The organism is Pseudomonas sp. EU05-FHT14B02 (genome assembly GCF_058791055.1).
This window is the reverse complement of sequence record NZ_JBYTDD010000049.1, coordinates 1-15,969: the sequence shown is the minus strand read 5'-3', so window position 1 is coordinate 15,969 and position 15,969 is coordinate 1. Positions and strand designations below refer to the sequence as shown.

Annotated in this window: 8 protein-coding genes, 1 rRNA gene and 1 pseudogene; 7 read left to right on the top strand and 3 right to left on the bottom strand. The window is 59.1% G+C overall.

The features are described 5' to 3' along the window. Together AC3WTM_RS29050 and AC3WTM_RS29045 are read left to right on the top strand one after the other, a co-directional pair. Nucleotides 1-5,179 (top strand): annotated as a pseudogene (locus AC3WTM_RS29050) (LapA family giant adhesin); the annotation flags it as partial. A gap of 146 nt (nt 5,180-5,325) precedes the next feature. Then, complete coding sequence (locus tag AC3WTM_RS29045; protein ID WP_102672818.1) at nt 5,326-5,664, top strand: tryptophan synthase subunit beta; 339 nt, start codon at nt 5,326-5,328, stop codon at nt 5,662-5,664. A 45-nt stretch (nt 5,665-5,709) separates the two neighbouring features. Here the strand turns inward: AC3WTM_RS29045 and lapD are convergent, their stop codons facing one another. Next, complete coding sequence (gene lapD, locus AC3WTM_RS29040; protein WP_102672819.1) at nt 5,710-7,656, bottom strand: cyclic di-GMP receptor LapD; 1,947 nt, start codon at nt 7,654-7,656, stop codon at nt 5,710-5,712. 14 nt (nt 7,657-7,670) lie between these two features. Beyond that, a complete protein-coding gene (gene lapG, locus AC3WTM_RS29035) occupies nt 7,671-8,363 on the bottom strand; it encodes a cysteine protease LapG (RefSeq protein ID WP_102672820.1) in 693 nt (230 codons plus the stop codon). A 196-nt stretch (nt 8,364-8,559) separates the two neighbouring features. Here lapG and AC3WTM_RS29030 point away from each other — a divergent pair, with 196 nt between their 5' ends. The 5 genes from AC3WTM_RS29030 (at nt 8,560) to AC3WTM_RS29010 (ending at nt 15,611) form a co-directional block, all read left to right on the top strand. Beyond that, the gene (locus AC3WTM_RS29030; protein ID WP_102672821.1) at nt 8,560-9,270 is read left to right on the top strand and encodes a GntR family transcriptional regulator; all 711 of its coding nucleotides are present in this window, start codon (nt 8,560-8,562) and stop codon (nt 9,268-9,270) included. A gap of 724 nt (nt 9,271-9,994) precedes the next feature. Further along, the gene (locus AC3WTM_RS29025; RefSeq protein ID WP_102672822.1) at nt 9,995-10,771 is read left to right on the top strand and encodes a DUF3050 domain-containing protein; all 777 of its coding nucleotides are present in this window, start codon (nt 9,995-9,997) and stop codon (nt 10,769-10,771) included. Further along, nucleotides 10,768-11,697, top strand: coding sequence for a diiron oxygenase (locus tag AC3WTM_RS29020; RefSeq protein ID WP_102672823.1), 930 nt, complete (start codon nt 10,768-10,770; stop codon nt 11,695-11,697). Before AC3WTM_RS29025 ends, AC3WTM_RS29020 begins: the two co-directional genes overlap by 4 nt. Nucleotides 11,698-11,710: 13 nt before the next feature. Further along, a complete protein-coding gene (locus tag AC3WTM_RS29015) occupies nt 11,711-15,121 on the top strand; it encodes a non-ribosomal peptide synthetase (protein WP_102672824.1) in 3,411 nt (1,136 codons plus the stop codon). 22 nt (nt 15,122-15,143) lie between these two features. After that, a complete protein-coding gene (locus AC3WTM_RS29010; protein ID WP_102672825.1) occupies nt 15,144-15,611 on the top strand; it encodes an SRPBCC family protein in 468 nt (155 codons plus the stop codon). Between the two features lie 105 nt (nt 15,612-15,716). Here the strand turns inward: AC3WTM_RS29010 and rrf are convergent. Then, nucleotides 15,717-15,832, bottom strand: a 5S ribosomal RNA gene (gene rrf, locus AC3WTM_RS29005). Nucleotides 15,833-15,969: the final 137 nt, after the last annotated feature.

Here is a 15,969-nt window from a genome sequence, read left to right as displayed (position 1 = left end):
CGGCAGCCTGCCGGTGACGGTGGGTAACGACGTTTACACCGGCCCGACCACCGTGACTGAATCCATCAAGGATGCAGTGGGCGGCAACCTGGAATTGGTGTCGCCAAACACAATGCCAGTCACCACCACAGTCAACGACGTCAACGACACCACCACCGTGACCCTGACCGCCACCCCGGGCGTGGACGAGAACGGCACCATTACCTACACCGCCACGCTGACCGACAAGAACGGCGCCCCGGTGACCGCGCAAAACGGTCCAGTCACCGTGACCCTCGACAGCGGCAAGGTCATCACCATTGCCGAAGGCCAGAGTTCCGGCAGCCTGCCGGTGACGGTGGGTAACGACGTTTACACCGGCCCGACCACCGTGACTGAATCCATCAAGGATGCAGTGGGCGGCAACCTCGAAGCGATTGATCCGGTAAAAACTCCGGTCAGCACCACGGTCAACGACGTCAACGACACCACCACCGTGACCCTGACCGCCACCCCGAGCGTGGACGAAAACGGCACTATTACCTACACCGCCACGCTGACCGATGCCCAGGGAAAACCGGTCACCGCGCAGAACGGTCCGGTGACCGTGACGTTGGACAGTGGCAAGGTCATCACCATTGCCGAAGGCCAGAGCTCCGGCAGCCTGCCGGTCACCGTCGGCAACGACGTCTACCAAGGTCCAACCACCGTGACTGAATCCATCAAGGATGCAGTGGGCGGCAACCTCGAAGCGATTGATCCGGTAAAAACTCCGGTCAGCACCACGGTCAATGACGTCAACGACACCACCACGGTGACCCTGACCGCCACCCCGAGCGTGGACGAAAACGGCACCATCACTTACACCGCGACGCTGACCGATGCCCAAGGCAAACCGGTCACCGCGCAGAACGGTCCAGTCACCGTCACTCTGGACAGTGGCAAGGTCATCACCATTGCCGAAGGCCAGAGCTCCGGCAGTCTGCCGGTCACCGTCGGCAACGACGTCTACCAAGGTCCAACCACCGTCACCGAGTCGATTAAGTCGGCTGACGGCGGCAACCTGGAATTGGTGTCGCCAAACACAACGCCAGTCACCACCACGGTCAACGATGTCAACGACACCACCAACGTGACCCTGACCGCCACGCCGAGAGTGGACGAGAACGGCACCATCACCTACACCGCGACGCTGACCGATGCCCAAGGCAAACCGGTCACCGCGCAGAACGCTCCAGTCACCGTGACCCTCGACAGCGGCAAGGTCATCACCATCGCCGAAGGCCAGAGCTCCGGCAGCCTGCCAGTCACCGTCGGCAACGACGTCTACATCGGCGCGCCAACCGTTAGCGAATCCATCAAGACCGCCAGCGGCGGCAACCTTGAAGCCATCGGCACGGATAAGACTCCCGTGTCGACCAGCGTCAGTGACTTCCAGGACACCGCCACTGTCAGCATCAGCGGCAGCGCCTCGGTAACCGAAGGCCAGGCCGCCAGTTACACCGTTAGCCTGACTCACCCGGCCCAGACCGAAGTGACGCTGAATATCGTCTACAGCGGTACCGCCGCCGACGGTTCTGACTTCACCGGTGTGTACACCGTGAAGATCCCGGCGGGTGCCAGCAGTGTGCCGTTCGACATTTCGACCCTCGATGACAAGATCACCGAAGGCACCGAAAACTTCGTGGTCAAGATCGACTCGGCCTCCGGCGGCAACTTCGAGTACCTGGCGATCAGCGCGTCCAACGGCAGCGTCAGCACTTCGATCATCGACAACGACGCACCACCAGTACTGGATCTCGACGTCAACAACTCCAGTGGCACCACCGGGGCCGACTACAAAGTAACGTTCACCGAAAACACTGCCGGTCCTGGCGTATCGATCGGCGATACCGACCTTAGCATCAACGACCCGGATAGCACCTTGCTGAGCGGCGCGACCATCGTGCTGACCAACCGTCAGGACGGCGATGCGCTGAACCTGGGCAACAGCGTCAATGGCATCGCCATCAATGCCAACAGCACTAATGGCACCGTCACCCTGACCTTGTCGGGTAGCGCAACGCTGGCCGACTACATGCAGCAGATCAAGAACATCACCTTCACCAACAACAGTGAACATCCGAGCACTGTGCCGCGCATCATCACCGTAACGGTGACCGATGGCAGCAACTACTCCAACACCGCAACCACCACGGTCAACGTGCTGGCGGTCAATGACGCACCGGTCGCAGCACCGGTCAACGTCACTGGCACCGAAGACACGCCACTGATCCTCGGCTGGTCGACCTTCGGCGTCAGCGACGTCGACAGTCCGGCCACCAGCCAGGGTGTGAAAATCACCCAGCTGCCGGGCGAGGGTAAACTGCAGTACCTGGACGGCTCGACCTGGAAAGATGTCGCCGCCAACCAGTCCTTCAGCAAGGCCGACATCGACGCTGGCAAACTGCGCTTTATGCCGGATGCCAACGAATCGGGCGTGGATGGATACGGCGGTACCAACCTGGGCAATAACCAGGTCGACTACGCACAGATCAAGTTCCAGCCAACCGACGGCCAGGCGCTGGGCAACACCGGAACGATCAAGATCGACATCACCTCAGTGGCGGATGCCCCGACCCTGAGCGTTGCCGACAACAGCGTGAGGTCCACCGGGTTGATCAAGGAAGTCTGGACCGGTCTGTCAGGCCTGGGCACCAGCGGCAACGGCGCGGACTCGACCACGCTGAAAAACGTGATCGACGCCGCTGGCACACCGAACTCCAAAGGTACGGTGAGCAACGTGCAGTCCGACGGTAGCGTGACCGCCGGTACGGCGTCGAAAACCTCCGGCCTGATCTACCTCGAAGCCGGCAAGACCTATACCTTCAGTGGTGTTGGCGATGACAGCCTGCTGGTGACCATCGGAGGCAAGAACGTGGCCGCGATCACATGGGGCGCGGGCGGCAACCTCAATGGTTCGTACACCCCGACCACCAGCGGCTACTACACCCTGGACATCTACCACCACAACCAGAACGGCCCGGGCAGCTATGACGTGAACCTGTCGGTCAATGGCAGCACGCCGATCGACCTGAGCAGTGCCGGCGTACCGATTTACACTGGCGTGTCAGATCTGGTGAATACCGGCGTGACCGTGTCCGACTTGCACGGTTCCAATGGCGAAGGCTACTACGACGGTTACAAACTCAACACCGGCGCCGAAGGCACCAGTGTGAAATTGTCCGCCATCACCAGCGCGCTGACCGACACCGACGGCTCGGAAAGCCTGAGCCTGAAGATCAGCGGCATGCCAGTCGGCTCGGTGCTCACCGACGGCGCGGGACATACTTTCACGGTCACCGCGATCAATGGCGAGGCCAATGTGACAGGCTGGAGCCTCGGCTCTCTGACTGTCACTCCACCACCGTACTACAATGGCCAGTTCAACCTGACCGTGACCTCGATCTCCACCGAGGCCCTGGGTGGTTCGGCCAGCAGCACTTCGCAGATCCCCGTGACTGTGTATCCGGCGGTCTACAACGCCGCCACCGCCACCGCGGCCGATGACACCATCACTGGCACCGATGGCAACGACATCATCGTCGCCGACATCGGCGGCCTGACCGTGGTGCCGGGCACCAACTACAACATCGCCTTCATGGTCGACAGCTCCGGCAGTATGAGTTCCTCGTCGATCAATTCGGCCAAGGATTCGCTGACGTCGGTGTTCAACACCCTCAAGCAAAGCCTGGGCAGCAACTCGGGTACGGTGAACATCTTCCTGGTGGACTTCGACACCCAGGTCAACAAGTCGGTATCGGTGAACCTCAAAGACCCGAATGCGCTGACTCAGTTGAAGGCGACTCTGGACTCGATGTCATCCGGTGGCGGCACCAACTATGAGGACGTGTTCAAAACCACGGCCAACTGGTTCCAGAGTGCGGACGCCGTGGCCAACACCGGGGCGAAGAATCTCACGTATTTCATTACTGACGGCAAGCCGACTTATTACCAGAGCGGCGAGTCGACCAACCCGACCCTGTATGGCAGCACAACACTCGATAGCCTGATCACCACCAGCAACTATCAGCTGGGCACAGCCATCAGCCTGTTCCCCGACAGCACGCACCAGATCGACATTACCGCCTCGGGCTATGTGACGGTCTGGACCAAGAGCAGCAACGGCAACAATGGCAATGGCAACGGCAACGGCAACGGCAACGGAAGTAGCTGGTCATCCAAGGACTTCGGCTATCTGCATGCCCAGGGTGACGGTACCTACGAGTTCTCGGGTCGTGACGGCGACGGCAACAGCACCGACGGGGACACCACCAGCAACTCCACCGGCAGCTTTACGTTGCTGAGCAACCTGTCGAATGTCGAGGCCATTGGCCTCAACAGCGGAGTGAGCCTCAACGACCTGAAGCCGTACGACTCGAATCAATCGCCACAAACCAACATTGATCCGAAGGACCTGGCAAACTCGATCATCGGCCACACCGAAGCGACGATGCCGGGTCACGACACCGTCAGCGGTGGCGACGGCAACGACCTTCTGTTCGGCGATCTGGTGAGCTTCAACGGCATTGCCGGCGAGGGTTACCAGGCAATGCAAGCCTTTGTGGCGCAGCAATCCGGTGTGGACGTCAGCAAAGTCACCACCAGCAATGTGCACCAGTACATCACCGAGCATTACAACGCGTTCGATGTATCCGGTGCCCATGACGGCAACGACACCCTGCTGGGCGGGGCGGGCAATGACATCCTGTTCGGTTCGGGCGGTAACGACACCCTCGACGGAGGCAAGGGTAATGACATCCTGCTCGGAGGTACCGGCAACGACACGTTGATGGGTGGACAGAGCAACGACATCCTGATCGGTGGTTCCGGTGGTGACACCTTCGTCTGGAAAGCAGGCGACACCGGCAACGACGTGATCAAGGACTTCAAGGCCAGTGAAGGTGACCGGATCGACCTGCGCGATCTATTGCAAGGCGAAACCGGTAGCACCATCGACAACTTCCTGAAGATCTCCACGGTCGATGGCGTGTCGTCGCTGCAGGTCAGCACAACCGGCCAGTTCAACTCGGGCAATGCAGCCGCCGCCACACCGGACGTGACGATCAAACTGGAAGGCAACAACTGGTCGAGCGCCAACCTGCACAACCTGATTGCCGGTAGCGACCCGACCATCAAGATCGATCACAACAACAGCTGATGCGTGATAACGGCCGCTCCCTATGGGGTGGCCGTCACGTTTGCATCCGCTGCCCGGTGACGATTTCGTCGCTGCGCCACATACTGGCATGCAGTTGACCTATGCTGCTGACAGCATGACGCTGCTTCAATTCTGAGGGATGCTCAATGTTTTACGTGCAACGCGATGCGCAGGGCCTGTTGGTACGCGTGGAACCCGCCGCCTATGCCGAGGCCACCGAAACGCTGACGGCCGACAATCATGAGATCCAGGCCTGGTTTGCCAACGCGGCTGTGGAAAACAGCCTCAAACAGCTCAAGCAAAGTGACCTGGAAATGATCCGGGTACTCGACGACTTGATTCAGGTGCTGACCCAGAAAGGCGTGATCCGCGTCACCGACCTGCCGACGGCGGCCCAGGCCAAGCTCATGGATCGGAACCAGGCCCGTGAAGCCTTGGGTGGCTTGAGCCAATTGATCGATGATGAGGAGACCGGGCTGATCTGACGCACCCCTGCGATCATTCCCAGGCACGGTGTGGGAATGATCACATCAGACCCAGGGTTTTGGCTCGCCGAACAGCTGGCCCTGTACACCGTATAACCCCATCTCGCGAATCACCGACAACTCCCCTTCTGTCTCGACCCGCTCGGCAATCAGGGGCAAGTCAATGCTGTGCGCCGCTCGCTGGATCGCCTCGATGAACAGGCGTTTGTCACTCTCCAGATCAATCGACCGAATGTAGCTGCCATCGATTTTCAGGTACGCCAGACCCAACCGGGCCAGGTTGCCGATCATGCTGAAGCGGCCACCGAAACGTTGCAGGCTCAGGGAGAACCCCAGTTCGCGCAGGCGCCGGGTCAGTTGCTCCAACACTGCCTGATCAGGCAGTTGCTCTTCGCCAATTTCCAGAGTCAGACGCGGGCCGAGGTTGGAGTGCGAGCGCAGTATCTCGAAGATTTTGTTTTGCGCCTGCGGATCGGCCAGGGTAGCCGACGACAGGTTCAGCGCCAGCGATTCCTCATGCCCGCTCATTTGCTCCAATACCCGCTCGAGCATCAGCCGGTCCAGACGTGCAGTCCAGCCGAAGCGCTCCAACCAAGGCAGAAAACGCCCGGCGGGGATGGTCTGGCCGTGTTCGTCGAGCAGTCGCGACAACACTTTGTAGTGCAACACCAGCTGCGTGTCCTGGGTGGCCACGACCGGCTGGAAATACAGCTCGAAACGTTGCTGTGTCAGCGCCTGGTCGAGCATGAGGTGCCAGGCGTGGTGATCGTCGCCAACACTGGCCGCAAGGCTGTGCTCGATACAGGCCCAGTTCTGTTCGCCCTGGCTTTCGGCCTGCGCCAGAGCCTGATCGCCGAGACTGAGTACGGCTTGCGGCGAGTCGCCGTGAGCAAAAGGCGCCAGCCCGATAGAGGCTACGGCTGCCACATCGGTGGCGCCGGTAGCGTGAAGACTGGCCAAGGCGCTGTCGAGGTTCTGTGCCAATTGCAGTGCTTCTGCGCGCACCAGTCCCGGTGCCAGTACGGCAAATTCGCCACCACGAATACGGGTGACCAGGTTTTGGGTTTCCGGGTATTTGGCGCACTCGCGGGACAATTGCTCGCCGACGGCCTTGAGCACTTCATCGGTGCGCTGACCACCAAGGCGCTGGTTTAGACCAGCCAGATCCTTGACCCGCAACAGCAGCAGGTAACCGGAACTGGCCTGCTCCGGGTTGCTCACCCGCGCATTCAATTGCATCTCGAAATAACGCCGGTTGGCCAACCCGGTCAACGAGTCCTGATAGGACTCGACCCGCAATTTTTCACTACGCTCCGCTTGCTCCTGAAACAACGCCTTGAGCTTCTCGACCATCTGGTTCATGGCCTGCACGACCCGGCGCAGTTCGGGGGTGCGCGGCAGTTCCGGCAGACTGAGGAATTCCCGCCGGGCGATGGCATGCGATTGCTTGAGCATGTAATCCAGCGGTCTCAATTGTTGACGCAGCAACAGTGCGCCAAGTACCGCACTGACTGCACCGCATAACAGCAACCAGCTCAGGCTGCCCAAAGCGCTTTGCCACAATTTGGCCAGCGCGAACATCGGGTGGCTGACCACCTCGACCCGGGCCGCCTGCTCCCAGCCGCGGCTGACGATCGCATCACCACCGGCGGGCTCCAGACCGATCAGTTTGACGAACCAATCCGGAACATTGTTGACCGCCGGAATGCCCGTGCGCTCGACCAGGGTCTGATTGGTCTTCACATCGACCACGCGGATGCTCGCGTAGTAACCGCTGTCGAAAATCGAGCTGACCAGCAACTCGACCATCGCCGGGTCGTCGATGTTCGGTGTCAGGGACAGCGCCAGCGCCGTCGCGGCATCCTGGGCATGGGAGCGCAACTGGTTGACGTATTGAGTACGCGAGCTCTCCAGACTAACCATGAAACTGCCGGTGAAGGCGACCACCAGGAACAGACAGATAGCAATCAACAGCTGTTTGAACAAAGACATCTGAGCACGTGCTCCTAGTTAGTCGTCTCGACCGGGAATCCTTCGGCCTGCATTTTTTTCAACACATCCTGCCAACGCGAAAGGCGTTTGGTATCGCCGACCTTTTTATTGCCCTTGGCACCCGGCAACCACATTCCTTCCGCGTTGAAAGAGTAGACCGGCAGCAAATCCTTTCGCTGGCTAGCCGGCTTGATTGCATCAATCAGGCTGTCGAGCACCAGGGGCTCGGCCTCCGGACTCAAGTAGTAGGTCAGCACCATGTGCGCACGGTTCTGGGTCAGTGCCTTGACATAGGTGATACGCAGCTTTTCACTGGCTACACCGAGGTGTCGCAAGCTGAAGTACTTGGCAATAGCGTAGTCTTCACAGTCGCCGGCGCCTTTCCAGAGGGCTTCGATCGGGGTTTCCCAGTAGTCGACTTCATGCCACAGATCCATGTCTTCGACGTATCGCAGCTGTTTGTTGAAGAAGCGATTGACCACATTGAGTTGTTCCAGCTCGCCGATTTGCTTCTGGCTAGTCAACAAGTATTGCCAATCATTAATGCGCTGCTGACCTTCTCCCAAAGGTCCGTACAATGCCTGCGCTCGCCGGCTGATCAGGGAAAAATCCCAATCGGCGCTCAAGCTGCCCAGCATCACGCCAGTCAGCAGCAATGCGCTGCACAGCCAGCGTAAAATCCGGGGGATCGTTAAACTTGCCACCAATGCGAGGCATCCTGGATAGGCAGGAGGGAGTCGTTCGAATGGTGAAGGTTAGCCCGGAAAAAGACAATGGCACGGTGAGATCACTGTCGGCGCGCTAAACTGCAAGAAAGGCACTCCAGAGCTTGTTTGACAAGCAGTCATGCAGTCACTAGTGTCATTTGGATCCAAAAATATTCCATCAATCAGGGTGCGTTTAGTGACACAAAAGCCCAACCCTCTCAGCAGTATCAAGGTCAACGGGCCGATTCCTGCACACATGGCACGCTCGGTGATCGAAGAAACTCTGCGCGCGGCCATACTCGACGGGCGCATTCCTTGCGGTGCGGCCTTGCGCCAGCAAGACCTCGCCGATCTGTTCGGCGTCAGCCGCATGCCCGTACGCGAAGCCTTGCGCCAACTCGAAGCACAATCGTTGCTCAATGTGGTTGCCCATAAGGGCGCCGTGGTCGCGCCGCTGGTACAGGGCGATGCCGTGGAAACCTACGCGCTGCGCATCTTGCTGGAATCCGAAGCCCTGCGTCTCTCGGTACCACTGCTCCAGGACGAAGATCTCGAACAGGCTGCCCGCTACATCGATGCACTGGAAACGGAAAGCGACTACACCGAAATCGGTCGGCTCAATCGCCTGTTCCACATGGCGCTTTACACCCGGGCGCCGAATCGCCGGCTGTTGAAACTGGTCGAAGACGGCCTGATCGAAGAAGAACGGTTCCTGCGTTTCAACCTGGAAGCCATGGGCCTGGGCAAACTCTCCCAGGATGACCACAAGGCACTGTTGCAGGCAGCCGAAGCCCGAGACGTCGAACACTCCGTGCAGCTGCTCGAGCATCACCTGAACCGAGCGGTCGAGGTCATTACGCGCTACCTCAACAGCCCTGAAGTCCAAGCCAGGAACAGGTCGAAGTAGCTCGCGGCGGCAAGCCAGGGGAATGTACCGAAGGGTTTTCCTCGCTTGCCGAGCATCCCCCCAAATGCTCTGCGAATGATTTGATTACAAATCCCCCCACCCCCATACCACACAGCCCTTGCGGCGCCATACCGCCCCCCAACGCCCCGCCGCCTTAAAACCCGACCATTGCAACGTTTGCGTGATGCCTCAGTAATGGCGGCCACCTCGATTTACGCCCACTCTGGATAACCAGGACAAAAAACGGATGACGCTCCGTGCGAATGGAGCAGTCTCCGCCCCCAGAAGCGAAGGAAGGAGCCTCATCACGGGAACGGAAGGATCGGTATCACTCGCGACCCACTTCCACCCCCTCAGACACCCACAACGACGCCCGTAAAAAGTTACTTCGAGTGAGGCATTCACTCTTTATTTAATTCTGACTTACATAAGCCGGAAGGAGTAACTACGCCAAAATAAAACCAATATAAAAAGTTTTATTGGAGCTTCTCATCTTTGAAAAAGTTGAATATTGAAATAATAACAAAACAACTTGATCAACACTTTATATGTGTATTAATTTTTCTTCGCCTCCAGCCAAAAACGGCAGTAACGCCGCAGCTACTCGGCATCAATAGCACTGAAAAAGATCAATACGTTTGAGGTACCCGTTCGCCAGGAGAAAACTTCCAGCGAACTTCAGTGCTTGATTACTTCTCACCCCGGATCATTTACAGGCTCATCCATGAAACCAACTAAAGAACGTCTGTTTCAAAAAAAATCAGAACTTAGCGAGCACCCGATCTTCTCTGAAATACATTCGCTGCCGGTCCTGCGACGCTTCATGGAAACCCACGTGTTTGCTGTATGGGACTTCATGTCGCTGACCAAGCGCCTGCAACAGGAATTGACCTGCGTTCGACTGCCCTGGCTGCCACCGCAGGATCCCCAGGCTGCGCGGTTGATCAACGAGATCGTACTGGGTGAGGAGTCGGATGATCGTCCGGCTCGGGGTCATTACAGCCACTTCGAGTTGTACCTGGATGCAATGCGCGAGGTCGGCGCCTGTACCGTTGCCATCGAACGCTTCGTGGCCCTGCAGCAAGAGGGTGTGAGCTACGACGTGGCCTTGCAGAGCATCAAGGTCGATCCGGCGGCCGCGGACTTCGTTCGCCATACGCTACACACCGCACTGCATGCACCGGGTCACAGTGTGGCGGCGGCGTTTCTGCACGGTCGCGAGAGCGTTATCCCGCAGATGTTCCAGCGCATCCTCGACGATTGGGGCATCGGCATCGAGCAGGCGCCGACTTTCCGGTACTACCTCGAACGGCACATTGAGGTCGACTCCGAGGACCACGGCCCCGCAGCGGAAACGCTTCTGGCGCGACTGGTCGATAGCGACCCGCAACGGCAGGAAGACGTGTACGCCAGCGCTATCGCAGCCGTGGAAAGTCGTATCGCCCTGTGGGACGGGTTGCGCCTGAGCATGAACGTATCCGTCACGGAGGTGAGCGCATGAACGCTGCAGACTACCAATCCTTCGCTGATGCTTGGGAGAGCCGCGCGACCATCCGCACCCGCCCGCGTCGTGTGCTGGAAAACGACGACAAACTGATCTACCCGTTGAGCCGCCAACCGCTGGTGCTGAGCGAAACCTTTGTGCGCCAATGCCCGGAACAGCGCGACTTCGCCCTGGTGCAGACCCTCTACAAGTTCATCAACGATGTGGTGATCTTCGAAACCGAGATCGTCGACAAAACCGCCCGCAGCATCGCCAAGAATCGCTTCGCGGTCGAGTTCCCGTTCGCCTGCCGCTACGACGCCATGACTGTCGTGGTGGACGAGGATTATCACGCACTGGTGGCGATGGATTTTATGCAACAGACCATCGCGTTGACCGGCATCACCCCCATTGAATTACCGGATGAAATCGAACTAAGCCGAGCAATACCGGCGGCCGTGGCGCTCGCACCGGAACACCTGCGTAGCGCCGTAGAACTGATCTGCGTGGCCATCGCTGAAAACACGGTGACCGGTGATGTCGCCGCGTTTGCCAAGGACGACACGGTCAAGCAATCGATCAAGGGCCTGATGGCCGATCACTTGCTGGACGAGGGGCGTCACTCCGGTTTTTGGGCGCGGCTGGTACGCATCTACTGGCATGCCGCAAGTGCAGACGACCGCCAGTGCATCGCCCAGATCTTGCCGGTGTTCATTGGTCATTACCTGACCAACGACATCCAGAAATCCTTCGACTTCTGCCTGATCGACGCACTGCAGATCAACGACTCGGCGCGCCACGCCCTCAGGAACGAAGTATCGGCACTGGCCTTCCCGATAAGTCGCCATCACCCGCTGGTGGCCAATATTGTGCGGTTTTTCCACAGCAGTTCGTTGCTCGATTCGCCGTGCGTACAAACCGCCCTCAGCGACTACCTGGTTTGACGAGGAGCCCATCATGAGACGTCTCGACATCTTGCTCATCGGACAAAGCCACGCACTGACCGAGCTGGCATTGGAACTCGAACAACACGGTCACTCACTGACGCGGATGTTCGCACTCGACGAAATGTCGGGGCCTGCGGATCTACTGATCGACGATGGCACGTCACTTGCGCTCACCTATCAGGCGCCACGACTGACATTGCAATTGGGCCTTGGCCTGCCGCAGGCGTCCGGCCTGCCATCGCTGGACGTGTTGTGCCGCCATCGCTCAACGCTGCTGACCCGTGTACCCATCGCCGATGAGCCGTCAGGTAACGGCCAGGCGTTGCGTAGGCAGGCCATGACAGCACTGGTTGACCATGTGGCGCTACTGGTCAGCTGCTATTCGCGCGATGCCGATTATTTTCGGTTCGCCGAACCCACCGAACCTGTCCACTTCGAGCGCATCGAGAGTTTGCGGTTCATGGACAGCCTCGCGTTCGTGCATCGCCTCAATGCGACCGCCGACCCACGACTGCAGCAACTTGCGCAAACGCCGATGATCGAAAGGCTGGAGCAACAGTGCATCAAGAATGCTGACCGTCCGGCCTTGAGCATCGATGGCACCACCCTCGACTATCGCCAGTTGCACGCCCACAGCCGCGCCATCCAGCAATGCCTGCAACCGCTGCTGGTTCAGCATCAAGGCCCGGTAGTCATCGGGATCTGCCTGCCCAAATGCAGCGCGCTGTATGCGGGAATCCTGGCGATCCTGGGCAGCGGCGCGGTGTACTTACCGCTGGAGCCGAGCCATCCGTTGCAACGTCAGCAGTACATCCTGTCGAATGCCGGGGCGGTGTTGTTGCTGCATGACGGCGAGCACCCCCTGGCGAACGAGATGCCAGGGCTGGACATCAGCAGCATCGACGCTCATGCGGCAGATCTCTCTCAACCGTTGATGCTCCAACGCCCCGACCTCGATGCGCCGTGCATGGCCCTCTACACCTCGGGCACCACCGGCCATCCGAAGGGCGTGCTGCTCAACCAAGCCAACCTCGCACACTTCACCCACTGGTACGCTGACTATGTTCAGCTGACCAGCCAGAGCCGGGTGTTGCAGTTTTCTTCGTTGAGTTTCGACTCATCGCTGATCGACATCTTCCCCACCCTGTTGCAGGGCGCCGAGCTGATCGTGCCCGGCGATGACCAACGCCGCGATCCCCTGCAACTGGTGGAACTGATTCATCATCGGCAACTGAGCCACGCCTTTTTGCCGCCGGCCTTGTTGAGCATCCTGCCGCTGGAGAAATTGCTGTGCCTGGACCATGTGATGACCGGCGGCGATGTCTGCGAACCGTGGGTCATCGAGCAACTGAGCCGTCAGGGCAAGCTCTACAACCTCTACGGGCCCACCGAGGCCACGGTGCTGATTACCGCGCGCAAACTCCAGCCAGGCGACCACAACCGCTCGCTGGGCGCTCCAATCGCCAATAGCCAGGTGTTGATTCTCGATGACGACTTTCAACCAGTGGCCGAACAGACCGTCGGCGAGTTGTACATCGCCGGCCCGGGCGTGTGCCTGGGATACCTGAACAACCCGCAGCAAACCGCTGAGCGTTATCTGGAACTGAACTTGCCTGATGGCCGGCCCCTGCGCGTCTATCGCACCGGGGACATGGCGAAGTGGACGGCTGAAGGGATCGAGCTGTGCGGTCGGCGTGATAATCAGGTGAAGATTCGCGGCTTCCGGGTCGAGCCGGAAGAGATTGAGCGCTGCCTGCGCGACAGCCAGTTGTACCGCCAGGTTGCCGTGATCATCGATAGCCAGCGGCGGATTCTGGCTTTCCTTGCCCAGCCCCGAGAGGACCTTCCCGGCAGCGCTCGCCAGGCGTTGAAGGCCCACGCGACACAGCACTTGCCGGACTACATGAGCCCTGTTGCATGGACCGAGCTGGCAAGCATGCCTTACGCCAGCAATGGCAAGGTTGACCGCAAGGCGTTGCTGGATCTGCAGGTGAGCGTCGCCGAGAACCCTTCACGGCGCCTGCCCGTCAACGCCGATGAGGCCCGGCTCCTGGAAATCTGGGCGCAGTTGCTGGAGCTGCCGGCGAGCGACATTTCCACCGACGAAAGCTTCTTCAATCTGGGCGGGCACTCGATCTTGCTGTCGCGCATGCTCCTGCGACTGCGCGAGGAGTTCGGGCGCAGCATCTCGATCAACCGCTTCATCGAAATGCCCACCCTCGAGAAACTGGCGACACTGGTACGCGGCTTCGGTAGCGAAGAAGTGCTGAGCGAACAGGCCATACGCGATGCCTTCCGCGAGCTGGATATTCAGCCAATGCCCGTCAGCCGCATGGGCGATGTGCACAAGGTGATCGTCACCGGTGCCAACAGTTTTGTCGGTGTACACATCGTCGAGGCATTGCTGGCCTGGGGCGCCAGTGAAGTCGCCTGCCTGGTTCGCGACGGCGACGGGCAATCGGCGAACGAGCGCTTTGCCCAGGCGTTACGGGAGAACCGTCTGGAGCATCTGGATATGAGCCGGGTGCGGGTTTACACGGCAGACATCACACGGCCGGAACTCGGTTTGGCGCCCGTGGTTTACCAGCGGCTGGATCAGGAGTTTGGCGCTCTGGTGCACAACGCGGCCAACGTCAATCACGTCCTCGATTACGAGTCGCTCGCCCGGGACAACGTCGAACCGATTTTCGAATGTTTGCGCCTGTGCGAAGGACGCAGCAAAAAAATCTTCAACTTCGTCTCGACGCTCTCGGCCTCCAGCACGATATCCGCCGATGGCCGAGTGCTTGAGTTGCCGGCCGCACTCACACCACCGATCTACATCAAGAACGGCTACAACCTGTCCAAATGGGTTGGCGAGCGAATCCTCGAACGGGCACGGGAGCTTGGTGTGCGGGTCAATCTCTACCGTCCCGGCAACATCAGCTTCAACAGCCTCACGGGCGTGTGTCAGCCGCACAAGAATCGCCTGATGCTGATGCTCAAGGGCTCGATCCAGCTTGGCCAAGTACCGGAGTTCGCCTTGAATTTCGACTTGATGCCGGTGGACTTTCTCGCCCGATTCATCGCCTTCCACGCCAGTCGTTATCAACCGGAACAAGCGGTATTCAACCTGCACAACCCCGAGCCCTTGAGCTGGGACAACTACGTGGCGTCCTTCCGAGAGGCAGGCCGTGAATTCACGATGGTCAGCGTCGCCGACTGGCAGCAGCAACTGGGTCGGGTCGATAGCGACAACGCGTTGTTCGGCGTGCTGGGGTTCTACCTCAATGGTTTCGAGGAGGACATCGGCGATATCTCGATGATCGGCCACGACAACGCCCAGGCCGGTGTTCGGCTAATGGGCGCGCACTACCCGCAAAAGTCCCCGGCGCTGCTGCGTCGCGGCTGCGATTACCTCAAAGAAATCAATTTCATCTGACGCAACCAAACGGAGCAAAACCATGAGTATTCTGCAACCCGACACCCTGATCAAAAACCCTCAAGGCTGCCACGTGGTGTCCTCGGTGGACGTGCCCGCCGATGCCACTCGGGTATGGGCCGTAGTCGGTAACTTTGCCGGCTTCGATCGCTTCATCCCGGCACTGTCGCATATAGAGATGACCGGCGAAGGCGTGTCATCGTTGCGCAAAAAGTTTTTCAAGGACGGCAACCTGGTGGTCGAGCAGCTCAACTCCCGGGACGACCAGGCACGGCACATGACCTGGACCACTATCTACAACACCCTGGGTGTGGCCAATCTGTGGGCCGCGATGAGCGTTGAACCACTGGATGCGGGCAAGTCCAGAGCCACCTGGACCATCATCGCCGAACCGGCGCAGGGCGCCGCCGAGGCACTGCCGGGCTTCAAGGACTTCGTACAGGGTTTTGCCGATGATGCGATGAACAATGTGCTGAAGCTGTTTGCGTAAGACGTGAAAAAGCCCGTTGTGGAGAGGCTCCACAACGGGCTTTTCAGTACCCCTGAAACGACAAAACCCCTGTCTGCGTTAGCAGACAGGGGTTTCGGAATTCAATCTTGACGATGACCTACTCTCACATGGGGAAACCCCACACTACCATCGGCGATGCATCGTTTCACTTCTGAGTTCGGGATGGGATCAGGTGGTTCCAACGCTCTATGGTCGTCAAGAAATTCTGTAACCAGCCCGTTAGAACTTTAACGTGCCAGTGAAAACTGGTGACTTCTACTAAAACAAAACCCCTACCTGCATACGCAGATAGGGGTTTCGGAATTTAATCTTGACGATGACCTACTCTCACATGGGG